At 60.5% G+C, this 25,477-nt stretch carries 17 protein-coding genes; 6 read left to right on the forward strand and 11 right to left on the reverse strand.

What is annotated here, in order from left to right; genetic code table 11:
* Positions 1–5: 5 nt before the first annotated feature.
* Genes QO002_RS21315 through QO002_RS21335 form a run of 5 tightly spaced genes read left to right on the forward strand, consistent with a single transcriptional unit; the run spans position 6 to position 9,248 of the window.
* Positions 6–1,229 (forward strand): hypothetical protein, encoded by a 1,224-nt coding sequence (locus QO002_RS21315; RefSeq protein WP_307233715.1) that lies wholly within the window; start codon positions 6–8, stop codon positions 1,227–1,229.
* A 12-nt stretch (positions 1,230–1,241) separates the two neighbouring features.
* Positions 1,242–2,795 carry a hypothetical protein gene (locus QO002_RS21320; RefSeq protein ID WP_307233716.1) on the forward strand — a complete coding sequence of 518 codons (1,554 nt, stop codon included), beginning with the start codon at positions 1,242–1,244 and terminating at the stop codon, positions 2,793–2,795.
* A complete protein-coding gene (locus tag QO002_RS21325; protein ID WP_307233717.1) occupies positions 2,792–4,840 on the forward strand; it encodes an ATP-binding protein in 2,049 nt (682 codons plus the stop codon). Before QO002_RS21320 ends, QO002_RS21325 begins: the two co-directional genes overlap by 4 nt.
* On the forward strand, positions 4,837–5,499 hold the full coding sequence (locus tag QO002_RS21330) for a hypothetical protein (RefSeq protein ID WP_307233718.1): 663 nt from the start codon (positions 4,837–4,839) through the stop codon (positions 5,497–5,499). The genes QO002_RS21325 and QO002_RS21330 overlap by 4 nt, the downstream gene beginning before the upstream one ends.
* A 2-nt stretch (positions 5,500–5,501) precedes the next feature.
* Positions 5,502–9,248 carry a translocation/assembly module TamB domain-containing protein gene (locus QO002_RS21335; protein ID WP_307233719.1) on the forward strand — a complete coding sequence of 1,249 codons (3,747 nt, stop codon included), beginning with the start codon at positions 5,502–5,504 and terminating at the stop codon, positions 9,246–9,248.
* A gap of 18 nt (positions 9,249–9,266) precedes the next feature.
* Here QO002_RS21335 and QO002_RS21340 read toward each other — a convergent pair whose 3' ends face one another.
* The 8 genes from QO002_RS21340 to QO002_RS21375 all read right to left on the reverse strand — a co-directional run bounded on the left by QO002_RS21340 (position 9,267) and on the right by QO002_RS21375 (position 19,396).
* Complete coding sequence (locus QO002_RS21340; protein WP_307233720.1) at positions 9,267–10,511, reverse strand: cytochrome P450; 1,245 nt, start codon at positions 10,509–10,511, stop codon at positions 9,267–9,269.
* On the reverse strand, positions 10,508–12,130 hold the full coding sequence (locus tag QO002_RS21345; protein WP_307233721.1) for a Dyp-type peroxidase: 1,623 nt from the start codon (positions 12,128–12,130) through the stop codon (positions 10,508–10,510). The genes QO002_RS21340 and QO002_RS21345 overlap by 4 nt, the downstream gene beginning before the upstream one ends.
* Entirely contained in the window at positions 12,112–13,758 is a 1,647-nt protein-coding gene (locus tag QO002_RS21350; protein ID WP_307233722.1) for a hypothetical protein, read from the reverse strand. Before QO002_RS21350 ends, QO002_RS21345 begins: the two co-directional genes overlap by 19 nt.
* A gap of 906 nt (positions 13,759–14,664) precedes the next feature.
* Positions 14,665–15,789, reverse strand: a complete 1,125-nt coding sequence (locus tag QO002_RS21355; protein ID WP_307228028.1) for an IS5 family transposase — start codon at positions 15,787–15,789, stop codon at positions 14,665–14,667.
* Positions 15,790–15,809: 20 nt separating this feature from the next.
* On the reverse strand, positions 15,810–16,199 hold the full coding sequence (locus QO002_RS30940; protein ID WP_370878563.1) for a hypothetical protein: 390 nt from the start codon (positions 16,197–16,199) through the stop codon (positions 15,810–15,812).
* A gap of 54 nt (positions 16,200–16,253) precedes the next feature.
* On the reverse strand, positions 16,254–16,487 hold the full coding sequence (gene rpsU, locus QO002_RS21365) for a 30S ribosomal protein S21 (RefSeq protein WP_307233723.1): 234 nt from the start codon (positions 16,485–16,487) through the stop codon (positions 16,254–16,256).
* Between the two features lie 240 nt (positions 16,488–16,727).
* Positions 16,728–17,915, reverse strand: a complete 1,188-nt coding sequence (gene lhgD, locus QO002_RS21370; RefSeq protein ID WP_307233724.1) for an L-2-hydroxyglutarate dehydrogenase — start codon at positions 17,913–17,915, stop codon at positions 16,728–16,730.
* On the reverse strand, positions 17,912–19,396 hold the full coding sequence (locus QO002_RS21375; protein ID WP_307233725.1) for an O-antigen ligase family protein: 1,485 nt from the start codon (positions 19,394–19,396) through the stop codon (positions 17,912–17,914). Before QO002_RS21375 ends, lhgD begins: the two co-directional genes overlap by 4 nt.
* A gap of 272 nt (positions 19,397–19,668) precedes the next feature.
* Between QO002_RS21375 and QO002_RS21380 the strand changes: the two genes are divergently transcribed.
* Positions 19,669–20,580: an FkbM family methyltransferase gene (locus QO002_RS21380; RefSeq protein ID WP_307233726.1), complete on the forward strand. Its 912-nt coding sequence runs from the start codon at positions 19,669–19,671 to the stop codon at positions 20,578–20,580.
* Between the two features lie 29 nt (positions 20,581–20,609).
* Here the strand turns inward: QO002_RS21380 and QO002_RS21385 are convergent, their stop codons facing one another.
* The 3 genes from QO002_RS21385 to QO002_RS21395 form a co-directional block, all read right to left on the reverse strand.
* On the reverse strand, positions 20,610–21,434 hold the full coding sequence (locus tag QO002_RS21385) for a right-handed parallel beta-helix repeat-containing protein (protein WP_307233727.1): 825 nt from the start codon (positions 21,432–21,434) through the stop codon (positions 20,610–20,612).
* A 49-nt stretch (positions 21,435–21,483) separates the two neighbouring features.
* Entirely contained in the window at positions 21,484–22,416 is a 933-nt protein-coding gene (locus QO002_RS21390) for a glycosyltransferase family 2 protein (protein WP_307233728.1), read from the reverse strand.
* Positions 22,417–22,851: 435 nt separating this feature from the next.
* Positions 22,852–25,242: a calcium-binding protein gene (locus QO002_RS21395; RefSeq protein ID WP_307233729.1), complete on the reverse strand. Its 2,391-nt coding sequence runs from the start codon at positions 25,240–25,242 to the stop codon at positions 22,852–22,854.
* Positions 25,243–25,477 lie beyond the last annotated feature (235 nt).

The raw sequence follows: 25,477 nt of genomic DNA on the forward strand, positions 1-25,477 counted from the left end.
CGGTTATGGCTGACACCAGAAGCGAACCGCTCGCCACGTCGCTCAACGGCGTGGTTACGCCGCTGTACTTCGATCGTCAGGTCGTGCGTGCCGACGACCTGACACTTGACCGGTCCAGCCATGATGCGGAACTGGCGCGCATGCGCCGCATGCTGCATGGCTGGGGCATCGTTACCGGCTTTGCCCTCGTGAACACGGACTCGGAGAGGCAGGCTGTCACCGTGACGCCGGGATATGGCATTACGCCCAATGGCAACGAAGTCTTCCTGACGGAAGCAATCGAGCTATCCGGTCTCGCGGAGGTTCTGGCGGTATGCTGCGGACCGGGCATGCCGGGCTGCGAGATCGTCGATGAAAATGCGCGCCGGCGGGCGGAAGAGACTGCCGCCAACGGCACGGTCGAGGGCTGGCTTGTCGCAAGACCCTATCTGAAGGACGGCGAGCTTCGTCCGGGCGTGCCCGAGGGTTGCGAGCACCCCGCCAATGCGCTTCTTCCATCAAGGCGCTGTGAGGGCGTGACCTTCGATATCGTCTGCGGCCTGAAGTTTCCGCATGTTCAGGATGCCCCGTCCTGCGAGTACCTGAGCAACTGGATATGCAGGCCCCCGGCAGAGGGCAGGGAACCGTTGCCGCTTCCGATGCCGGTGGAGGCCTGCGAGGACTATCTGGTTATCGGCCGCATCACCATCAATGACGGGGTTTTCAGGCAGACCTACGAGAACCGCAGGCCGCTTTTCCCGGTCAGCCTTCTGCAGGACTGGATGATGGCATGCCTTTGCGGTGTCAGGACATCGCCAATGCCAATCCCGACTCCGGTGCCCGTGCCGATCCCCACTCCGGTTCCCATACCGGACCCACCGATCATAATGGAGCCGCCGATCATAACGGGGGCTTTTGTGCCCGAGTTCCCCGAGATACCGATCACCCCCTTCCCGATACCGCCTGTTTTGATACCCATACCCCCCGTGCCGGAGATCCCCATCCTGGAGGATCCCACATGGGGCATGTTCAACGAGCGGGCTGTTGCGAACGGGCTGAACCCGATCGACGCCCATGTCGCCAGCAACCAGGAGAAATTGACGGCGGTCGGTATAGACAGGCCGGGCAAGCTGCTGTCGGCCGATCTCGATCAGGTTGCGCTTGCCACGGGGCTTACCAAAACAACCCTGGAAGTCATGCGCAACGATCTTCAGGGAAAACGGTTCCTGTTGAACGCGCCGCATATCTGATGGGTGGCGCGAATGGAAAAGCATGAGCTCGCCATTGGTGCCTTGAAGATGGACTGCCGGGTCATCAGCTATCCGAAGGCCGTTGCCGGCTTGCAATCGACGATGGATCGCGCCCTTGCCGGGCCGTTTTCGGAAAGGCTGGCGCGCGCAGTCGAACCCGTGCTGGACGGTCATGACGGGGTTATCCGGATAAGGACGATCAGCCTCGATCTCGCCCATACCGGCCCCTGGAATGAAAGCGTTCTGGCGGAACTGCTGGCGGCGCGTTTTGCGCATGCCTTGCGTCAGGCGCTCGAAAGCCGCTCGCCGGACCTTCGTGCCTGGCCGAACCACGTGGCCTATATGGCAAGCTATATCGATATGCGTCTCGGTTTCGCCTATGAGCCCGACTGGGCCTTCCCGGATTTCGAGGCACTGCGGTTGCTGCTTCCGCTTCAGGCGGCGATCGAAATAGTCAAGGCGCGGCCTGCGGCTCTGGCGGCGCTTGCTCGCAATGGCCGACGCAGCGGCAACCCGCTGCGTTTTGTCGAGAGGCTTGATGCCGCAGCGACGGAGCATCTGGTCCTTCATTTTCTGGAAAGAGCGCCACTTTCCGCGATGCAATCCGGCCCGCCTGCCTCCTCTCCCTTGCTGGAGATTTTTCTGGAGGCATTGGGCAAGACGAGCCTTACCAATATAGACAGGGCTGTGCTGGTCCTGCTCTGCGAAGCGGATCAGTCCTTCGCTTCCGACGATATGTCTCTCGCAATCCTGACTGCCGCTGATGTTGTCGGCCTTGCGGTCATCGCCGCCGAATTCGAGCGGCGCAACGCGCGCGCGCTGACCTTTGCGGATCTTTCAACTGCAACCGGCCTCATCCGGCAGGTCCTGCCACCGCATCTTGCAACCGTAACCCTGCAGATGGCCGAGCAGGCCTTTGCAAGGCCGATGGTCGAGAGAATTCTGGGCTCGCTGGCAAAACACGCTCCACAGACGGCGGGCGGAGGCAGCCGTGAGCGACATTCCGTGTCTCCGGGCGAGGGCCGGGCACTGCATCTGTCGTCGCCGCTTGGAGGTCTCGCCCTGCTGCTTCCCGATGTCGTCAGGCTTTCGCTTCACCGCCATCTCGGCACAAACGGTCTGCGCCGGGCACTGCTGTCGATACCCGATGCGGACCTTCGCCTCCGCGCCGAAAAGGATGCGCTGATCGATTTTCTCTTCCCCGAAATCCACGACGCAGATGATCCGACCTTTCCACCGGTGCCGGATATCGCCCTTGCGCGGCTGGCGCCGGAATCGAGAGGCCTGATCAACGGCGTCGAGGGTGCCGTGGGCTGGGGCGACTTGCTGGTCGCCAGTTTTTCAAGCCGGCTACCTGGCTTGCGCGCCAGTTCGCGCGCCTATCTGCAGCGCCAGTTTTTCCTCGTGTCCGGTCGTGCAGAGATCACCGATGCCGCCGTGGTCGTGACGCTCGATGGACCGCCTCTGGCGATCATCCTGAAGATGGCGGGTCTTTCCGGCGACCAGATGCCGGTGCCGCATCTGAACGACCGGCTCCTCATCCTTCATATCGGAAGCGGACGATGAACGCCCCCTCCCGCGCCCTTTTCGACGCTGCCGACTGGATGCGGCAGGCGATGATGGTGGTTGCGCTCCGCTTGCGGCACGAGGTTGCGCTGACACGCGCCCTTCGCGGACAGGATCGACAGGAGGGCTTTCTCGGCCTGTTTCTCTCCGACGACGATGCCGAGGCGATACTGGCGGAAGCATCCGGCCGGTTGCGGGCGTCGGGCACGGCGGCATCGGCGGCGGAGATCGCCGACCTGCAACAGCAGATCGCGCACGCCCGGCAGGTCGATCCGAACGGCATCTGGGCGCGATTGGCAACGCTGTTCGGGCTGGCGGAAGCCGAGCTCGATCTTCTGCTCTATGCCGCCGCTCCGGCGATCGATCCGCGCTACGGTCGCGTCTACGGCTACCTCAATGACGACATGGCCAAGCGTCACCTGACGCCGGCACTGGCGGCGAGGTTGCTGGATCATCACGGCCTCGACATGCTGACGCTGCGGCGGATGCTGGCGGACGGCGCGCCGCTGGTCGTTGCGCGGCTGATCGTTCCCGGCGCTGAACGGCCGTTTGTCGAATGCCCGCTGCGGGTCGATGAATCCGTCCTCGACCGCCTGCTGGGCGGGCAGTCGCCGGATACCGCGCTGCAGCCTTTCTTCGACCTGCTCCCGGTCCAGGGCAATCGGGCTGCTCTCGAGCCATGCATAGTGTTGGCCGTCAGCGAGCCCGGGCAGGATCCGGGCAGTTTTGCAATCGAGACGGCTGGCGCGCTTGGTCTCGATATCATGCTGTTCGAGCACAGCCGGTTTGCCGGACTCGATCGCGCCAGTCAGGCGGCGACCCTGGCTGCATGCATGCGCGAGGCGAAGCTCTACGGAGCACTGCCGGTGCTGTCCGGATTTGACGCCGCGCCGCCGGCCGAACGGCGGGATATCGCCGGCCTGATCAGCGCCCCGGCTCTGCTGCTCACCTCGAAACCGGTGCTGTGGGATGATGCCGGGTTGGTCGCACGCACGGTCCTGTTGCCAGAGGCCTCCGAGGCGGCGCGAAAAGCCATCCTGGAGGGGCTGTTTTTGGCAAGCCCCGCCATCGATCGCCCGCTTCTGGCGCGCCTCGCCAATCTTCCGCGCCTCGGTCTGCTTCCGCTCGCAAGGCTTGCCGCGAGACACAAGGAACCTGCGGCCCTCTGGGCGGCCGCGATGGAGCGGATGACATCAGGTCTTTCGGGTCTGGCCCAGCAGGTCAGCGCGCCGCATGTGCTGGATGATCTCGTGCTGCAACCGAAGGCGCTTGCGGCCTTGCGTGGTCTTGTCGGCAACCAGCAGTCTGCCTCGATCGTGCTCAAGGAATGGAAGCTCGGGCCGGTCCTCGGCAAGCGATCGAGCACCACAGTTCTGTTCAAGGGGCCGCCGGGCACCGGCAAGACCATGGCGGCCGGAGCCTTGGCAAACGAGCTGGGCCTCGGCCTGTTTCGCGTCGATCTGGCGGGCATGGTGTCGAAATATATCGGCGAGACGGAGAAGAACCTCGACATGCTTTTCGAAGCGGCGGCCTGCGCCGACATCATCCTGTTTTTCGACGAGGCCGACGCGGTGTTCGGCGAGCGCACCGAAATCCAGGATGCGCGCGACCGCTACGCCAATCTGCAGACATCCTATCTGCTGCAGCGACTGGAGAACTTCGACGGTATCTCGGTCCTCGCGACCAATCTGCAGAAGAACATCGACGAGGCGTTCCTGCGGCGCATCGATGTGGTCGTCGATTTCCCCGCACCCGGAAAGGCGGAACGGCGATTGATCTGGGAGCGCATTCATTTGACGGGCGCGCCGATCGGCGAGGATGTCGATTTCGAGTTCCTGGCGGCGCGGATGGAGCTGACGGGCGCGGAAATCCGCAACTGCTGGCTCGATGCCGCCCACCGGGCGGCACAGCGCAGGACCGTGATCGACATGGACCTGATCCTCCAGGCCGTGGGCCGGGAACTGGTCAAGCAGGGGAAACCCGTGCGCAAGTCCGCCTTCGGCGATTCCTATGCCCGGCTGCGCATCGATGAGGCGGGGCCATGATCGATTTCACCAAACCGCTTCTGGCCGATGAGGTGCCCGAACCCCCGATCGTCGAACAGAAGATGAAGGAGGACGCGCAGCAGCGTGCCCGTGCGTCGCTGGCGGGCATTCAGGGCGCTGCAAAGGCCGCGGAAACAGCGGGCCTGATCGGCAAGCCCGCGCCGCCGGTCAAGCAGCTTCAGAAGATCAAGGTCGAAGGCCCCAAGGCAGTCGTCGCCGTGAAGAAGAAGCCCGCTCCGGTGCGTGCAAAGGTAGAGGTGAAGGAAGCGAAAAAGAAGAACCCGGCAAAGAAGCCGCCCAAGCCAGCCAAGCCGGAGGCAAGCGCCCCTCCTGCGCCCGATCATGACTGGCAGTTGCGCCAGTCCGCCTTGCAGACGGTGCTTGCCGGCATGCATGCACAGCCGGATGCGGATGCGATATCGAGCCTGTTTGCGCTGTTCGTGAAGGCGCCCGACAAGGAAGTCATGGCCGCGGCCCTGGTGCTTTCCATGACCTTCCTGCGCAGCCCCGCCAAGGCTCGTGGTCCGCTGATGAAGTCGCTCGGGCCTGCCATGCAGACGTTTCGCGGCTCAAAACTTGCGGTCCTGCTTGCCGTGCGGCTTGGCCATGTGGTCACACCCAAGGCGCCAGCACCCGTCGCACCGCCACCGGGAGGCTGACCGTGGCAGATCCTCCCGTCCCACAGGCACCCACGCCCACCAATGCGCCGCCGCAACCCGCGCCACCGGCGCCGGCTCCTGCCGCGCCTGCAACGGATTCGGGCATTCCGGCCTCGCAGTTCGGACTTCTGGAAAACGGCGACTTCTTCGCCAGGCTCGGACCGCTCGGTTTCCGCATCCCTGCTGCTGACCTCAGCGCCAAGGGCATCGATTTCAGCGATCGGCCGCAGCCGATCCCCGGGCTGCGCGTGCAGAAGATCACCTACAGGGACAAGAAGGTCTCGCTCACTGCCGCGCTAGCCATTCCGAGCGTTGCCGATGGTGGCTTCGAAATCAAGATCGACACGGATGGCAAGGCGACCTTCAAGGGAGAAGTGGAGCGCGTCATCGCGGTCCCGGCGCTTGGCAATCCGAAGCTCAAGGCCAGTCTTGCGGAGGATGGTTCGATCGGCGGGTCTGCGACCGTTACCGGCGCGAACCTCTTGCCGAAAAGCCTGAAGTCGGCGGAGGCAAAGGGATCCGGTTCCATCACCGTCGCCAACGGCCGGATGACCGGTGGCGGCACGATCGATCTTGCCTATGCCAAGCTCGGAGCCGCGACGGTCAACTTCAAATTCGCCGAGGGCGGTGTGTTCACGGCCGATGGTTCCGTGCGGCTCACGCCGCCTTTTCTCAACGAAGTCACCGGCCAGCTCGCGGTCGATGAAAACAGGAACCTCTCGGCGACGGTCACCGCCGATATCACCTCGCAGACGTCGCCACTCCCGGCCCTGAAGCTGAGCGCCGGCTCGATCACAGTATCCTACATGAACGGCCAGCCGGGCGTGACGCTTGCCAATTTCGGCGCCGAGTATCAGGGGCTGGGAAGCATCAGCATCGCGACGGCCACCCTCGACAAGGCCAACAAGATCGCAGGTGAGGGCACGTTTGACCTGACAGTGCCGATGCTCGAAAAGGCATCCGGCACGGTTTCCCTCCGAAACGGCAATGTTTCGGGCTCCCTGACAATCACCGCGGACAAGTTTCCCAAGGGCTTTCCCGTCAAAAAAGGCACGATCACCGCCACACTTTCCGAACAGGGCAAGATCGCCTTTGCCGGCAATGTCGGCGTTGATTTCGGGCCGGCAGGCAGCGGCCAGCTGCAGGCGGCCTATTCCGAAGCCGGGCTGCTCACCATCGGCGCGGAAGCCGATCTTAAGGTGCCGGGGCTGCAGCCCGTTCATGTCATTCTGGTCTACAAGGAAGGGCAGATCGAAGGCGAGATCGGCGTTCCCGTCAATTCCGAACTTCTGCCCGGCCTCACCGGCAACGTTATGGTTCGCTACAAGGAAGGCCTCTGGTCGGGCGAAACCACGCTCAACTATTCGGCCGACGACGGCAAGCTGTCGGGTACCGTGACAGTGACGGTCGCCCAGACGCCGGAGGGAACGCTGCAGCTCGGCGGTTCCGGCAGCGTCACGGCGCAGATCATGCCGCGTCTCTCCGGCACGCTGACAGCCACCATCCTGCCGGAAGGCGGCGTCGATGTTTCCGGTGCCATTGTCGTCACCGAACCACTGGAGCTCTTTCCCGAAAAGCGGATGGACAAGGAGCTCTTCAAATATTCCCAGAACATTCCGCTTTGGGCGATCCTCGTCGCGATCATCCGGGTGCGGGCAGGTATAAGGGCCGGAATCGGTCCGGGCGTGTTCCGCAACATCAAGGTCGAAGGCTCCTATACGATCGGCGCGGGCGAGGCCGATCCGAGCTTCACCATCTCGGGCGAAATGTTCATCCCCGCCTTCATCGAGGGATATGTGGCCTTCGGGGCGGGTCTCGGGCTGGATGTGGTGCTGGGTTCTCTCACCGGCGGCATCGAGGGGGTGGCGACCGCGGGTCTCTATGGCGCGATCTCCGTCATACCCGAACTCAGCTACGAGGGCGGTGACTGGGGCATCGAAGGTACCGCCACGCTTGCCGCCGGTGCTCGACTGAAACTTGGGCTGAATGCCTGGGCAGAAATCGAGGCTCTCTGGGTGACTATCTGGGAGGAAGAGTGGAAGCTTGCCGAATATGTCATGCCTATAGGGCCGGACCTCGCCTTGCAGGCGCATATGGCCTACAAGTTCGGCCAACCCACGCCGCCCGAAATCGACTTCAAGACCTCCGACATCGATACGGAATCGCTGATTACGGAGGCGATGCCGAAGGACGGTCCGGCCGGCTCCGGCGCGCGAGAGGCGTTGGAAAACAAGGCCGAGTGGAAGGGCGCGCTGAAGGAACAGAAAAAGGCCGCGGTACCGCCGGAAACGGCAGCCCAGGCAAAAAAGGCAGAGGCACCCCCGGCCCCACCCGCCAAGCCTGGCAAGAAACCCGGCCCGCCGGCCGCAGGCGCCAAGGCTGCGGGAGAGGGGTCAAACAAGGACCCGGGCGCTGCAGCGACACCGGGAAATCAGCCCGCCCGGTCCGCTGCCGTCGATGATGCGGCCAACAGGGATACGTCCGTCAACGGTTCCGTCCCGGAATCGGCGATCCCCAACGCCAAGACGCCGCGCTATCCGGGACCGATCACGCTTGCCATGCTGGACGAGCCGCCGGCCCCCATGCCGCGGACGAAGGCGCAGGAGCAGGAGGATGTCGATGCGGCCAAGAAGGCCGTCGATCTCGCCAGTGGCGTCGCTTCCGACAGCGATGCGCTGGACAACTATTTTCCGCGGATCAAGGCCCGTTTCGGACTGGCGTCGCTTGGCTATGAAGGCAACTTCCAGACAGGTTTCGAGGTCGTCGGCCAGATCAACCCGAGTTTCAAGATCACCGAAGTCGAGACACTGACAGGAACAGGCATTCCGGGCGACCTGCAGAAAGGCCATATCACGTCAGTTCAAATGGAAGGCGCGAAACTCGGGGGCGATCAGGTCGGTATCAGGATGACGGCGATGCCGCTCGGCCCGGATCATCCCGCAGGCAGCGGTCCGTCGGGTCAGGACAGCCTCATGGCGATGCTGCCGACCGACCCGAACGTCTACGGCGATGCAGACACGCGCTATATCCGTGGGCATCTGCTGAATGACAATCTCGGTGGCCCGGGCACACCGAACAATCTCTTTCCGATCACCGCCCACGCCAATTCCGTGCATCATGCGGTCATCGAAAGCTCGGTGAAGAAATGGGTCAACGACAAGAAATACTGGGTCAGCTACTCGATCTCGATCAGCGGAGACAATTCGCTGAAACAGGCCAAGGCAGGACTGAGCTACATCAACTCGACTTTGACAGCCAAGGCTTCGGTTCTGGACACCAAGCTCAAGCCGGTCAGCGGGCTGACGCGGGAAGTCACGATCGATTCGAACTACAAGAAGCCCGCTACATCCGACATCACCACTGACATCGACGAGAAGAAACTCGACCAGCAAAAGGCTCGCGATATTGACAAGAATGTTGCGGTTCAGCTTTCCGATCGTCACACGGATACGGTCACGTTCCCCGCGCATATCGAGCAGGCGATTGCCAAGAGCTATGCGCTCGGCAACACCAGGGAGAAGATCAAGGGTGCGATGATGGGCTATGTCGGCTTTGGCGAGGCGCGGGCAGAGCTGGTGATGAAAATCTACGTCGCCGTCTGCCGCCGCTCCGACAAGACCGTCACCAATATCGATTTCGACGGTGCTGGTGCCAAGCGCGATCCGAACGCGGCTGAAAAAGCGAGCCTTACCTATGTCGCCAACGCCTGGGGCTCCAATATATCGGATGATCTGGACAAGAAGCTGTAATGCCAACCTGCGGCCATATCAGCCGAACTCCACCACCAGACGTTCGGAAAAGGGCCCGTTCTTGCTCAAATGGCCTTCCGGACCCGAAGCGCGGCGCAGCCTGGGCTGACGCAGGAGAGGCTTGACCATCCTGTGCAACGTCGCCCGGTTTATGTATCGACCAAAGCACTCATGCATCCCGTGGCCGAAGTGAATATATTCGTGGTTGAGCCTGTCAGGATCAAAGCGACCGGGATCAGGAATCCGGCGCTCATCCATCATCGCCGATGCAAATGCGGCTATGACGGTCGCATCCTTTGGAATGGTTCGGGCGCGTCGCGTACCTTCGGCAATGGTCCATGGCTTGGCGGCGATCCGGGTAAGCCCGGGCGCCAGTGGATCGAAACGCAGGGCTTCGCGCAGGATTTTCCAGAGACGGTCGTCTTCATTTGCCCGCGCAGCTTCGGCTGCGGCTGCGAGCGCCTCGGGACGGCGCAGGAGCTGTTCCATCGCCTGCGGCACGACCATCGGCGGCTGCGGCGGGCCGCCGACGATCATGCAGAGCATGGCCGTTCGAATTTCCACGTCGCTATAGCCGGGTTCACCCTCGGCCTGAAGCTTGAGGCAACGTCCGATCACATCCGGTCTTTCCAGACTTGCCGCGTCGCTCTTGCGGCGGGCGATTTCGCGATCGATGTGGTCGCGAAAGGCCGGTGCAATCTCTTCCACCTCCTGACGTAGTGCATGATCGCTGGGCGACGAGGCGAACTGGAACTCGAAAAGCCGGGTCGCCCAGACGTCAAGCTTTCCGATCCCGGGTTCCGGCACGCCGAAATAGTCGGCAAGCACATCGAAGGTGACCCGCCGGACCAACTGGTCGACGACCTCGACACGGCCGTTGCCGGCCGACACGATCATTTCGGCATGGGCTTCTGCGCTGCGGCCAAGCTCCGGCAGATCATCGGCAAGCATTACCTGCCGCAGCGCCACCAGCTGGCGAAAATAGTCCGGTGTCCGGGTCATGCCGAGGATGAAGGGTTCGCCACCGGTCAGGACGTCTAGGTTTGCCTTGTAGGGTATGGTGAAGGCAGCATCCTCGCCAAAGACTTCGCGCACATCGTCGTACCGGGTGACGATGTAGGTCGAGCCAAACCCGGCGATGGGGTAAAACCGCCGCATGAGCCTGAAGACGAAGGGGATTGCCGACATGGCCGCCGCCATCAGCCGACGTTTAAGCCCTTTCGCAGCGGGCCGCAGGACGTCGTTTGAGGTGATCGCGCTCATAGCATGGCCAGATATTTGAGCGCCGGCAGGCTCGGAAGAAAGAAATACTCACCGCCGACAAGCTGGATAAAGGTCTTGACGTCGATCGTGCGCCGAAGAGGGTTCTCCTGAATAGTCATGCGGCCGCGCGGGCCGATGAGAGGATCGACTTCCTCAAAAAGAACGGCGAAATCCGGATTGAGGAGCCATGTCTGCTGGATGAACTCGAACTGACGGGCGATATCCGTGTTGAGACAGATGAACAGCAGACCCCGTTTCACGCCGTCGGGGGACCTGTCGTCGGCGATCTTCTGTCCAAACTTGCGTCCCCGCCGGAGAATGCGATGGTTGTTTGCCGCGGAAAGCAGCGTTTCGCCCTGATCCGCTGAGGGCGCGAGGCCATCGCGCGGAAAAGCCCGCCGGACATGGCTTCCCAGCGGGCAACCAGTGCCCTGGGGGTCATCCTTCAGGAAGAGATAGTCACTGTCGGCCAAGCCATAGGCATTCGGCTTCATGTAGCCACCGGGGCAGAGCAGGTGGCCGTCGCGATTTCGACCGATGACGCGCTCCGCCAGCCAATCGCATGTGACATGAGCGGAGTTCACCGGATCACGCTTGCGGATCGCTGCTGCATTCTCGTCCATGGAGGCCCAGAAGCTGGCAACATCCTGCTCCAGCTCCCGGATGACCATGTAAGTGCCGTTGAGGCCGAAATCGTAGAAGCCCTGGGCCTCGGAATGGGGCACGAGCCCGGCGCTGCCTGGAGAGGTCCCCTGGGTCTCGCCGGGGAGGCCCGGCACGACCGGCCCGGGCGCTTTCTCGTGGTGACCGTTGAGATAGCCGATGAGAAACTCACCGAGCGGCACCCCCTGGATCTTCTGCGGCTGTGTTACCGGGATGTCATTGAGGGTAACGGCGCCCGCTTCATCATAGGGTTCCGGCTGCGAAAGTCCGTCGGCGAAGCCGAAATGTTCACGCCCGATCCCCGTCTCTGCATCCAGTCGGAGCTCCTGCCTGTAGACGATGCGAACGCCCTGGGGGGCCAGAGCTTCGCCGACCCTTTTCGCAAGGTCGGCCGCGGTCCCATCCTCTGCGGTATAGATCATCAGCACAGCATGAACCGAGATCGGGGTTGGAAAACCCTTCTCTTCGCTGTCGTAGGAGACATCATAGGCGCCGATGGTGTGGGCGGCGGCCGGTCGCAGGGGTGTGTTGGCGCTCCAGACCGGACCTCCCTCGGCAACGGTAACGGCCCATGTGTCTCCACGCCGGTCGCCAAGACGGCGCAGACGGTCCTCCTGGAACATCCCTTCCCGGAACGGGCGGGAAAAGGATGCAAGCGCCGTGTCCGGCAGCTTCATGCGCTCAAGTCCCGTCCATGTGAAGGCGAGCGCGGCGGCGTAGGGGGTCGTGTTTTCCGCGCTCTTGTCCGGCGGAACGGCGGGGGTGATCTGGACGACTGCCTGGAGGGCGTCAAGCCAGGCACCGCCCTGTTCTTCCCCGATTTCCAGGAACAAAGCGAGGCCGGTCGTAAACATTCCAAAGCCGTTCACCACCAGGCCTTGCGTCAAAGGAGCGATATCAGGCGCAAGTTTCCAGGTTGCAGGCTTTCTGCGGTTGTTCAGAGATCCAGCATCCATTGGCGTACCTCCATGTCACTTGGCGTTTGTTTGTGAAGCACAGAGGCGATGCGGTAGTTCCGCTCGATCTGGTCGACGGTGAGGGTTGGGTACGCGCTATACCAGAACCGGCTGACCGTGCGGGATGCCAGCGCCCAGTTCTTGAACCTACGGCCATGGCTTGCGCCGTCGAAAAGCAGGAGCCGCGTGGGTGGAAAGCCTACGCCGCAGCCCCAGGCGAGGGTAAGCCCGGCATGCGCCTTTTCGATGAAATCGTCGAGATAGGAATCCCAGCTGTGGTCGAAGTTGCTGAAGAAGAGCAGCCGGCTGCCATTGTTGAGAAATGCCCAATGGGCGAAATGCACGGTGCGCATGCTGCCGAGATAACCATCCCTCGCCTGGACCCGCAGAAGCAGGCCGAGACCGAGATGCCCAGCCCGCACGACCGCTGTGCGCAGAACTCCGGGTTTCAACAGAACGATGGAGCCCATGTGGTTCTGTGCCACCCAATCTTCACGGCGAATCATTTCCCGTAGGAGATGTTCTCTGGTCTGCGGCGCATCATGGGAAGAATCATGCATCTCGAGATAGCGCAGCCGCAGGATGATGAGCGGGACCGTGACGATGAGACTGAACAAGCCGAGGGCCACTGCCGGGGCGATGAGCCAGAATGCTTCTGAAAGACTGAGAGTTTCATGCGGGACGAGGGTGGCGATCAGATAGCTGCCGATCACCACGGTCGGCACGAGCAGCAGCGTCGCGGCGATCACATATGCAGCGACCACGAAGGCCTGCTGCCAGAGCAGGTTGAGGAAACTGAAGGTGGTCGGGATTCCCGTGCCGGGCAAGGGCTCGCGCTTGCGGTAGATTAAAAAGGCAACAAGCACGGCCGCGACGATGATGAAGGCGACATAGGCTGCTGTTGGCAACAAGAGAGCCAGGAGCAGACCGGGCAGCGAGAGAATGAAGATCAGGATTACGACGTAGAGCAGCAGGCGCAAGACGTCGAAGGCCTTTTCAGACGCCGAAATGCGCTGGATTGGTACCTGGGCGAGCCATGGGTGATCCGCAATGACCCGCTGCCTGAGTTTTTCATGCAGGGGGCGCGGCTCCAGTCCGCGATAGGGATCGGCATCGATCGTGTCCACGGCGTCGAGCTCTCGCCTGACCGTGAGAAACAGGGCATGTTCGCGAAGGATGCGGTCGCGGTTCATGCCCCGATTGCCGTGGTGAAAAACGCTCGGACTCTGGGTTCGCTTCTCGAAATAGGCGGCGATGGACGCAGCGCTTTCGGGTGCCGTGACCGCATCGTAGAGCTTGCCGTCGCCATCGAGCGGGCGTTTGCAGCAACGGACGATCTCGCGCAGGTCGTTGGAGAGCGCGGCTTCCATCTGCCCCCAGAAAACACCAACCGGCCCGTCGAAATTGGCCTCCAGTATGAACATGGGGTCATAGTCCCCGGCTGCAAAAACGCTCATGGAGAGGAAGTGAAGGGTCGGAACATTGACAATGATGCGCGCGAAGTTTTCCTGGCCGGGCGTGCTTTTATCCTCGCGGATGCGAATGTCGTTGATGAGGGAAGACAGGCGGCTGCAACTCTCGGGCTTGACCTCAAGAGGGACGCAAAGGGTCGTTTGCTTGGCACTCAACGGGTCGCTCCTTCATGGCGCAAACTAGGCTTGGGGCCGCGTCGGGGAAAATTACACAATCATCAGAATATGCTCACGCCCTCACTCTGCTGTGCTTCAACGGATAATTTGGTATATTTCAATTGGTTAAACGTCGGAAAAGCACCTGCTTCCGGTCGCCCGGCTTTGCAGAAGGCTCTGGTCGGATAGGTGCCATGCGCGACACCCTCCAGCCAATATATTAGAGATCGCACATTACTCTTGTGGTTGCGTTTTTCCAGATATTAAGTGCCATGCCCCACAGTTTTCGCGGGCAATATGAAGCTTTTCCAGAGGGTAGACGCCGCGAGGCATCGAAATGGAAAAAATCCCATACAATTTTACTGGTATATCCGTATGATTGCGAATAATTTCTTAGTTCGTTGGATAATTTATTATCCGATTGATCGAATATATATTGGTTTAGTCTGTCTATTTCGATTTTATATGCGGTTATGGCGGGATGATCTGGGGAAATCTGTTGCCAGAATTTGTATCAAGATTTCTTGATGTACACATACTTTGTCTTTGCGAAAGAAGAGCATGTCAACGTTGCGAGGCTTCTCCGCGAGGGCTGCATGGTGTCACTGTTCGCGCGTGCAATTTTGAGCATGGTTGCGACGATTACTGCAGAGGATGTCTGTCCATCTTCCGCAAGCTTCTGATACGCGAATGCTCAGAATACGGGTCTGGTTACGCCCGAGTGTGCGCCCAGGTCGGGTATCTTGTTCATGAACATCTGGGGATTTAACAGGTTGCGGAAATAGCGCTAATTTTTCTACCGATCCTCGCTAGACGGTTCGAAGACGAGCGGGGATGAGGCTTTTTCAGCGGCCTTTTCGGCCATTTTGTCGTCATCCGCCGTGTCTCGGCGGATTGCGGGCGCGATTATGCCGTCGTCAGCAGCTTTGGCAGCCTCACCAGATTATAAGCCGTCGCTGTCAGGGTGAACATCCAACCGACGCGATCCTTTCCGCGATGGCGGGTCTTGCGCATTCCGCCGCTGGTCTTGGCCCAGCCGAATACCTCTTCGATGCGTTTTCGGATGCGCTGACTGACAGCGTAGCCGGGGTGATGGGTGGTACGACCATCGATGGCTGAGCGTCGGTTCGCCGTGTTCTGAGCAACGTGTGGCGTCACCTTGATATCCCGCAAGGCGGCAACGAAGTCTGCCGTATCGTAGGCTTTGTCTGCAGCCAATGTGATGCGATGACGACCATCCATGCGGCCCACCATATCCAGTGCAGCCTCGCGCTCTGCGGTTCCTGTCGCATGGGTCAGCGTGGCGTCGACAACCAGCCCGTTGCGGTTTTCCAGGGTGACGTGGCCCATGTGGCAAAGCTTGGCCGCCTGCCCACGGGCCTTCTTGTAAAGCCTGGCATCCGGGTCGGTGGTCGACGCGTGAGTTGCGTTGCTGCGCTTCTCGCCGTGGAAATCCCGCTCAGGGTTGCGTGCCGTAGCCTTTGCGGGCTTGTTCGCGTCAGCGCCGGAGCCGTTGTTGTCATCACCGTCACCATCAGTCTCGTCCTTGGGCTTGAAGCTCTTCATGCTGGCCCAGGCTTCGATCAAGGTGCCGTCCACCGAGAAGTGCTCGTCTGACAAGAGAGCCTTAACTCGCGGCTGGCTCAGCAATGCGGCCAGGAACTTGGCGGCGATGTCGCCAGCCAGGAGTCGCTCACGGTTCTTGGTGAACACGGTGACGTCCCAGATCGGCGCGTCCATCGACAAGCCGACGAACCATCGGAACAACAGATTGTAGTCCATCTGCTCCATGAGCTGGCGCTCCGAGCGGATCGTGTAGAAAGCCTGCAACAACAGGGCGCGCAGAAGCTTCTCCGGCGGGATCGACGGGCGGCCGATCGCTGAATACATCGCCTCGAAATCAGGCGACAGAACTTCCAGTGCCTCGTCGACAATCGCGCGGATTGCCCGCAGCGGATGGCTTGTCGGAACGCGTGCTTCGCAGCTCACATAAGAAAACAGACCCGCCGTCTGGATATCACTGCCCCGCATGTCCTGCTCCTGCCGGCCAATCACTCGGGCATGGAATCACGCCAGTCCGCTCGCAGCAAGCGCCTTTTTCCGCATCCTGTTAAGCGGGACAAAAATCGTTCCGGGCGACCGTTTTGTGGAGGATCTTGGGGACGTTCCCCTGACGCGTCGAGGCGGTGACGGCCTTTGGCTGATGCCGCACGTCGTTGCGGTCTGCCGGGTATTGAACCCACGGAGACGCGACCGCCTTCCAGGCCTGCTTCGGGCCTGCAGTCGTGTTCAGGTTTCTGCTTCTTGCGGTTTTGTGTTCCGCGCTTGAACTGCCCTTGAAACCGGAAGCTGTCGTTTCCGGTTTCAAGAATATGGCAATCCTGCGTCAGACGCTCAATGAGCGCCGGGCTATCGCCGAACGCGCTGGCAATTTCAATCACCAGATCAGACCTGAGCGGGCAGTGCTGCCTGCTCGCCACCGCGGTGTAAGATGCTTACTTGCCGGGTTTCTTTTTCGGCGCAGGGAGGAGACCTTCCCGCTGCATCTGCTTGCGGGCATTCTTCCGCTGGCGACTAACCGCTTCAGCCTTCTCGCGTGCTCTTTTCACGGATGGCTTCTCGAAGGCTTCGCGCATGCGCATTTCGCGAAAAATTCCTTCGCGCTGAAGCTTCTTTTTCAGAACGCGAAGCGCTTGATCGACGTTATTGTCGCGAACCAATACCTGCATTTTTAGGCCCTTTGAACTCTGGCGAATATTGAGAGATCGCAAATTACAAATTTTCGCGCTTAATCCAAGTCACAACATGTGTCGGCAATGCATTTTTCTGGCCAAATTGCACACTTACCTGAAGTTTTTTCCCGGATCGGGGACCGGAGGCGTCAAATATTCGGGAAATTGGCGACGTGTCGAGGCTTGGGGCAGGGGCAACCAAGGGAAAATGGGGCGATTGACGCGCTTGTCCTGGTCTCAGGCCAGCAGTTTTTCGACGATCATGTCGGCAATCGGGATCGATGACGTTGCGGCAGGCGAGGGCGCGTTGCAGACATGGAGCATGCGGTCGGTTTCGGCAAAGAGAAAATCATGAACCAGCGTACCGTCGCGCTTGACGGCCTGCGCGCGGATGCCCGCCTCGCAGGCCCGGAAGTCATCCAGTTCCAGGCTCGGGCAATATTTCCGGCATTGCTGCAGATAGTTTTGTTTCGAGAGCGAGCTGCGCATCTCGGCAAGCGCCGACGATCGATTGGCCAGCACCGTTTTCCAGAAGCCGGGAAACAGCGCGTAGTCGAGAATGTCCGGGAGGTTTGTCGAAAGCCGCGGATAGCCTTCCCGCGCCATCCCGATGACGGCGTTCGGACCGACTGTGACGCTGCCGTCGATCATTCGCGTCAAGTGAATGCCGAGAAACGGGAGGTCCGGGTCGGGGACGGGATAGATGAGATGGCGCACGATACCGCTCTTCTCCGGCCGGAGCCTGTAGTATTCCCCCCGAAACGGGACGATGCGATGATCGATCTTCAGGCCTGCGAGCTTCGCCAGCCGGTCCGATTGCAGCCCTGCGCAGACGACAAGCTTCCTGACGGTCCAGTTTTTCCCGCTTGAGGAGATGGAGACGTCGGCGCCACTTTCGCGAATGGCGGTGATCCGTGTGGAGAGACGGATCTCGCCGCCGGCCTTGGTGATATCAGCGGCCATGGCCCGGCAGACGGCCTTGTAATCGACGATCCCCGTCGAGGGCACGAGCAATGCACCCAGTCCGCGAATATTCGGCTCCCGTTCGTGAAGAGCTGCCCCATCCAGTCGCTGCACAGGGATAGAATTGGCATGCGCACGCTCCTGGAGGGCTTCCATGCGCTGCAGTTCTACGGGATCGGTTGCCACCACAAGCTTTCCGCAGACATCGAGCGCGATGTCGTTGGCGGCGCAGAAATCCTTCATGACTTGAGCGCCCTTGCGGCAAAGCTCCGCCTTCAGGCTGCCGGGGGCGTAATAGATTCCGGCGTGCACCACGCCGCTGTTATGGCCGGTCTGGTGCGCAGCCAGCCTATCTTCCTTCTCAAGCAGGACAAGGCTGCATCCGGGCCGGGCTTCCAGAAGCCGCATGGCCGTTGCCAGCCCGACGATGCCACCGCCGACGATGCCGTAGTCATAGATCATGTCAGTTTTCTTGCCCGTGCAATCGGTTTCGGCTGCCATGACGCGCGCGCGGGATATCGCCGACGCGGTTGGGGCGCTGGATCGGCTGCTTGATCAGAACGACTGGTCCGGTTGCGCGCCGTCCGGCGCTCCGGCGTGCCGGCATCGAGAAGCCAGGCGCCGCTGCCGAGCAGAAACAGGAAGAGAACGTAGGTCGCGTTCCAGAAATGCACCGTCCAGCCGACAAGGAAATAACCGCTCATGACGGCGAGATAAGCCGTCCGGTACTGGACGAGCCTTGGTTCGAGACCGCGTTTGAAGCCGACCGGGAGCACCATCAGGAAGAAGGCCGATATCATCAGCAGGCCGGCAGGAATGCCAAAAAGGATGGCGTGGTATAGCCAGAACATGTCGATGCTTCCCGGCATCCATTCCGGCCGGTCCCAACGGTTGAAACCGACACCGAAAAAGGGGTGATTAAGCGCTGAACCGGAACCGAAGTGCCAGATCAGGATGCGATAATAGGCAGAGGCCTGATCAAAGGTGAAGTGGGTCAGCAGAAATTCCGGGACGGTCTGGTTCGAACCGAGCGAAATCACGATGTACATGGCAGCCAGAAGCGCCCAGAGCAGGCGCCAGCGCATCGGATTGTCCTTCAGAACACGGTCCCAGATCAGGATGAACGTCTGCACCACGAGCGCCGTCATCGGGCCTGACGAGAGCGAAAGAGCGGCCGTGACAAGCACGATGCTGGTCGCGCCCCAACGCTGTGCTGCGGATTTGTTTTCGCAGACGACGATGTGCACGAGGGCGAGGATGGCGCCGCAGGTGACGCCGAACAGGATCGGATGTTCAAAAACGCTCTGCACCCGCCGGAGCCCCCAGCGCGGAATGTTTTCGGCAACGACGTGGGTCGGGAAAAACTTCGAGAAGAAGTCCAGTGACACGTTCGTATTCGACACGGTCTCGATGATGGCGAGCGGAAAGATCAGGACGATGATCCAGAAAAGCAGGCGCGACATCGCAAGGAACTGCTCGGCATTGCGGATGGAGCAGCGCGCCAGAAGATAGGCGCCGGCGGTTTCGACGATCGTCGTTCCGGCCGGCTGGAGGGCTGCATCGGCGCCGTGCACAGCGATAAGGCTCACGAGGCACCAGACGCAATAGGCGCAGATGCAGATGTCGGCCGCGCGAATTCTGCCGGCGCGGCCTCCCAACCAAAAGAAGATGCACGGCACGAGGGTAAAAACCAGCACGAGCCGGTATGGGGAAATCGACATCGTGCCGATCTGCCAGAGCCAGGGGAGAAATGCACAGAGGAGGAAAGCCTTGACCGGCCATGCCAGCCGGCTGGTGGAGGCAACGGCTGGCGCCCGCGCCCGCAATGGCCGCCGCGCAGGAAGGGCGACCCCGGGTTCCAAAACGGCGGTGGCGGCAATTGCCTTGGTTCTGTGGGAAACCCTCATGATGATGGAGCATTCCGGATTGCTGATATCAGCCATCGTATCGCACTGCCGTCGCGTTTCGAGCGCAACTAAGGAGGAGTGTCTGGCGGCGGGGAGTATGGTCGCTCCGCAGAATTCATGCGCGTGGGTGCGCGGGCTTACACCGGCAGTTCCCAATAAGGCTTAGGGTTTTATCCTCTACAGCGGTATGCACCCCCGAAAATCTTACGGTGAAGCCGAGGTCGCTTTTTCCTACACCTATTTTGCAAATTTCCCACCGCATGGATCGTTGGTAGCGTCCGGTTCCATCCAACAGAGATTGCGGTGATATGTCGGCAAGCGCGCACCCCGTACCGTCATTGTGGCAGAAGGCCCAGTATTGGACTGACAAGATGCTCTGGGGGTACAGGGCGGTCGGTATCGGTGCGGCTCTCAAGGGTTCGGCCAGAATGGCCTATCTCTATGCCCGTCGACCGAACCACAGCGAGCTTCACCTGCGCTCCGGCCAGATTCTCGAATTCAAGTTTCCAAGCCAGCTACCGCGTGCGCTTCTGATGTTCGGTGATTTCGTCGATCCTGAATTTGCCTTTCTGCGCCGAACCGTCCGTCCGGACTGGATCGTCGCGGATGTTGGCGCGGCCATCGGCCAGTTCACATTGTTTGCGGCAATCTTGCCGGTTGCCTCCGTCTGTGCGTTCGAGCCGAGTGCTGCGAATGTTGCGGCATTGGCGGCGAATATAAAACGCAACGGCGTGGCCGACCGCGTGACGATCCATAAGACCGCGCTTTCCAACTGCGAAACGGAATCGCGCTTCGATACGACGGAAAGTACCTGGGTCAGCGGATTGAGCGAAACCGGCAGCGAGATCGTCGCGGTCAGGACCCTGACGGATGAATTTCCGCGATTGGGACTGGACCATGTGTCTGTGCTCAAGATCAACGTTGCGGGCTTCGAGCCGAGCGTGCTCGAAGGAGCGATGGGCTATCTTGCAGGGGGCGGGGCGGATATCCTGATCCTGTTGCTCGGATTGGGGTCGCTTGACTGGTATGCGAAGGTGGCAAAGCTCGGCTACCGCTTCTTCTATTACCACCCGAAGGAGGCTGCGCTCTATGAGGTGACTGCTTTCGACGCGGATTCCGTGCTGAACCACCGCCCATGGCCGGCACGCAACATCATTGCCCTTTATCCGCCGGCGGTTGAAGCCGCCCGCGCCGCGGGCATCTCGGTGCGCAGGCTTTAAACGAAGAACGCTCCGGCCCGGTAAAGAGTTTAGGGACGCGTTTTCGGCGCATCGGTTGCCTCATCCTGGGTGCTGGCGGGGCATCTCGTCTGAGCGTCGTTCAGGCTGCTATTGCCATCCATATGCGGGTTGTTTCCATAGAGTGCGAAATTGCCCCAGGCACCGCAACCGATCCGGTTGTTGGTTATGCTGATCGAACGGTCGTTGACGATGCCGCCTGCAAAGCGTCCGTCCAGATAGACGGTGTAGCCGCCTCCGACGAGGTGATTGCTGTCGATCGTGATGTCGGAAAGACCACCAAAATAATTGTCCAGCATGATGGCGGATGTCTGGCCATGGTCGTTGACGATGGTATTGCCCGAGATATCGATATCGTACCCACCATTGATCTCGATGCCGTCATAATGGGCGTCGCTGCCGCCTCGCAAGGAATGGATGTGGTTGTCGCGGATGATCGATGGCCCGATGACGTTGATGCCGTTTTCGACATCATGGAGATCGTTGCGCAGGAAACTGCCGAAGCCATAGACGGCATTTACGGTCTTGCCCGCGCCATCGATTTCACTGTCCTGCAGGGTAAAACCCGAGGCGCCCTCGGAAAGCTGGACGGCATGCCAGGGCGTATTGGATACCACCCTGATGTGCTTCATCGTCACGTTGCGGGCGATGACGATGACATTGCCGTGAACTTCCAGATTGCTGACGACAGCGCTGTCCCGGCTGACGGTATAGGTGCCGTCATACCGTGTCAGGACCGTTCCAGCTGGAACGCCGGTCTGTGCCGCAACGACCGGCGGCGCCCCAAACCCTGATAGCTGCAGGAAGACGGCGAGCACGAACTTGCGTTTTGTCATGCTCTACTCCCGCACGAATCAGGAAATACGCTTGCGGCGATCGAGGAGGCTATGGCTGGGCGGTTGCCAAAGCCTGTGACCGGCGCATTACGACCCTGACGGCTTTCTTCAGGAAGGCTGTTGCCAGCGACAGGATGTGGGCCGGATGATCCCTCAAGCCCGCCAGCATGAATTTCATTGCCCGCTTTCGCTTCCCGGCCTTGTGAAAGGTGATGGCGAGATCGATCAGCATTCTCGACCGCTGGTTTTTCCGCTGCGAAAGCACCGCTTTGTTCTTTTTTAGGATACGCAGCTGTCCGATCGTCTGCTTGCGGGGATTGGATGAGATGCTGTCCGACGAAATGAAGCCCAGGACCACCGGCTCGATATCCTCGTAGACCGTCGTGTGCTGGACGAGCCTGATGGCGAATTCCCAGTCCTCGTTTGCGCGCGCGCAGCTGTCGAACCAGCTGATATCCGGCAGGCAGTCGCGCCGGAAAAGCGCGTTCTGCAAGCTGATCCGGTTTTCGTTCAGGAGGTGGCCGAGCTGGTCCTCGTTGAGGCGAAGCGGTGTTTCGGGTGGCGGTGCGCAGGCGACGCGTCCGGCCCCGTAGTTAAAGCCGGCGTCGCGACCATAGATGATCTTCGCGCCCGTAACGGCGCCGATATGGCGCGGCATGCCCGAGAGCAGGGCAACCTGCTTCTTCAGCTTTCCCGGCAGCCAAAGATCGTCGCTGTCCTGAAAGGCGATGAAGCGGCCCTTGGCCTCCGCAAGTCCGGTATTGCGGGCCGCCGCCGCCCCACCGTTCTTTGGCCGGCGCACATATCGTATCCGCGGATCGTCGATGCTTGTGACCAGCCCTTCCACATCCTCCCGCGATCCGTCGTCGACGACGATCAGCTCGAAATCGGTATAGGATTGCGACAGCACGCTAGCGACCGCGGCTCCAAGGCTGCGCGTCCGATTGTAGGTCGGCAGGATAACGGAAACTTCTGCATTCATCGTGAGCCTCCGGGAGGCAGAAGCAACGAGACCGTTTGTTGCAGTTCGCACCCTGCGTGGGATTGCGGCGCAGCACGGGTATTTCTCCGCGCAGGCCGTTGAAAAGTTCGCATCGCTGAAACGATGTCACGACCGAATTATGCAGACTGGAGCGGGGATTGAAAGACAAGCCAAAGCAGGCTTGGGGCTATCCTTTAGGGGAGGCAGCATCACCGGAGGAGTAGGGATTCAGCCCAGAGTCCGCCTGGAAAGCGCGGGGCCGCGCGGATAGCTGTCCGAGGCTGGATATAAATAGCAGAACCAGAGCATGTGCGCAGCGGTTTTGCGATAACGACATGCGCTAAAACAAAGAGCTAAAGCGTAAAAAGCGAATCTGAAAGATCGCGATCCGCTTTAGGCATGGGCGGCATGAAGCCGCCCGTGCCCTTGTTATTGTCAGACGAGGAGGAAATCGCTCGCCGACAGCGTGTAGCCGTTTTCGAACGTTGCGACCAGAACCTGCGCCGCCGAACCGGTGCCGTCGCTGTCATAATAGAGAGCGTGTTTGGCCGTATCGTAGATGAAGCGGTCGGTGCTGTCGTGAGCACCTGTGCCGAGGTAGAAGGCCCCGGTGCTGAGATTTCCGGTCGGTCCGGACGTTACGTCGAATACGACCAGATCACCCGAACCGAAGTCGGTGATGTGATCGGCACCCGACGTTTTCACTTCGCTTTGACGAAACATGAACTTGTCGGCACCGGAACCGCCCGTCAGCGTGTCGTAGCCGGACTGTCCTTCAAGCGTGTCGTTGCCCGAACCACCGATGATCGCGTCGCTGCCTGCACCACCCTTGAGCGTGTTGTTGCCAGAGTTACCGCTGATGCCGTTGTTCGCCGAATTGCCGGTGCCATTGATGTTGCCGGTGCCCGTAAGCGCCAGGTATTCGACATTGGTCGCCAGTGTATGGCTGACCGAAGCCTTGACGAGGTCCGTACCTGCGCTGGCGCCTTCGGTAACAACATCGCCGGTGTTGTCGACGATGTAGGTATCATCACCGGAGCCACCGGCCATCTTGTCCACGCCGGCCTTGCCGTCGAGGGTGTTGTTGCCCGAGTTGCCGGTCAGCGTGTTGACCGCCGAGTTGCCGGTAGCATTGATGTTGCCGGTTCCGGTCAGTGTCAGGTTTTCGACATTGGTCGCCAGGGTATAGCTAACGGATGCCTTGACGAGATCGGTACCGGCATTGCTGGCTTCGGTAATGACATCACCCGCATTATCAACGACATAGGTGTCGTTACCGGTGCCGCCAGCCATCTTGTCCGCGCCGGCACCGCCGTCGATGACATTGTTGGCAGAATTGCCGGTCAGCGTGTCGCCATAGCTTGAGCCCGTCAGGTTTTCGATGCTGATGAACTTGTCGCCCGCAGCGTGGCCGCCGGAAGCCGCTCCGGTCTGGAGGTTGACGTTCACTGCGGTCGAACCGGCATAGCTTGCCGTATCCGTGCCGAGACCGCCGTCAAGGGTATCGGCGCCTGCGCCGCCCTTCAGGAGGTCGTTGCCGCCCATGCCCTTGTAGGTTTCGTTGCCGGCATCCGTCTTGCCGCTCAGCGGGAGGGTGTCGTTGCCTTCCGTTCCGGTATAGGTGGTTCCTGTTACCGGGGGGGTTGGGGTGGTCGGCGTTGTCGGCGTGGAGGGCAATGCGTCCAGATCGGTATTGCCCGAAAGCACCGGCTTGTTGCCATAGAGCGAAAAGTCACCCCAGTAGCCGTCGCCGATCTGGTTGTTGGTGATCTTGATCGAGCTGTCGTCTACTGCGCCGCCACCGAAACGGTCGTCGAGATAGACGGTGTAGCCGCCACCGACCAGTCGGTTGCCATCCACGGTGATGTTGGAAAGGCCGCCGAAGTAGTTGTCGAGCATGATGGCCGACGTCTGGCTGTAGTCATTGATGACCGTGTTGTGGATGATATCAATGTTGTTACCGCCATTGATCTCAATGCCGTCATAGTGGGCTTCGCTACCGCCACGCATGTCGTGGATGTAGTTGTCCTTGATGACGGACGGTCCAATGACATTGATGCCATTTTCGACGTCGTGCAGATTATTGCGCAGGAAGGTTCCGAAGCCGTAGATGGCATTGACGGTGCCACCGACGCCATCGATCTCGCTGTCCTGCAAGGTGAAGCCCGTCGCATCGTCCATGACGCGAAGGGCATGCCATTCGGTGTCGGAGACCAGCTTGACGTTCTTCAGAGTTACGTTCTTGGCCTCGATGACGATATCGCCATGGACTTCAAGATTGCTGATGACCGCGTTGTCCTGCGTGACATGGTAGGAGCCGGTGTACTTGGTCATGACCGTTCCGCTGGCGACGCCGGTGTTGCTGGCATCGGGGAAACCGGAGGTGGCAGCGGTTGTTGCCGCGGCGGGAGCTGCAGCGCTGCTCATGGCCGCAAGCGTCGTGGTCGGTGCGACCGCCGCAGCTTTGGCAAGGGTTTGGGTGGCCGTTGCCTGCGTTGTTTCAACGGGCGTCGATGTTGTTGCCGATGCAACCTTTACAGGAGAAGTGTCCGCATCGAGCGAGGAGGTCGCACTATGGTCCTGATTTTGCAGGCGAATAGTGTCTTCTATGACGCCTGCCTTCGCGCCGTGGCTGAACGTATCGCGGACCTGGATCGCATCATCGATGAGGTTGCCGAAGTCGCGGAAATTGAACGTCTGCGCTGCGTCACTGATTTGACTGTCTACATGCGCGCTTGAGTCGATGAAGGAGTTGATCTCGCCACGAATGGCTGATGTGTCCGCCGAGAATTCGGAGGCCGCAACATCGCGAAATGTGCTTCTCATTGTCTTGTCGCCTTTCTCCCAACATTCGTACATCGGAACTCACGACTATCTGATGTAACGAACTGAGTACTGCTTTGTAGGTAAGTCAGCGCTGAAGTCAGGGTTGGTAGTCCAGCTAGTTGGGGATGGCAACGTCGCGCAATAGTGAAGCACGGTATTGAAATATGCCTTAATGCCGCCGTAATCGGCATTTCGCCACAATGTAATTTTGAAAGAGTTGTTGAAATTCGGTGTT

This window comes from Pararhizobium capsulatum DSM 1112 (assembly GCF_030814475.1).
GTDB classification, from domain to species: Bacteria; Pseudomonadota; Alphaproteobacteria; order Rhizobiales; family Rhizobiaceae; genus Pararhizobium; species Pararhizobium capsulatum.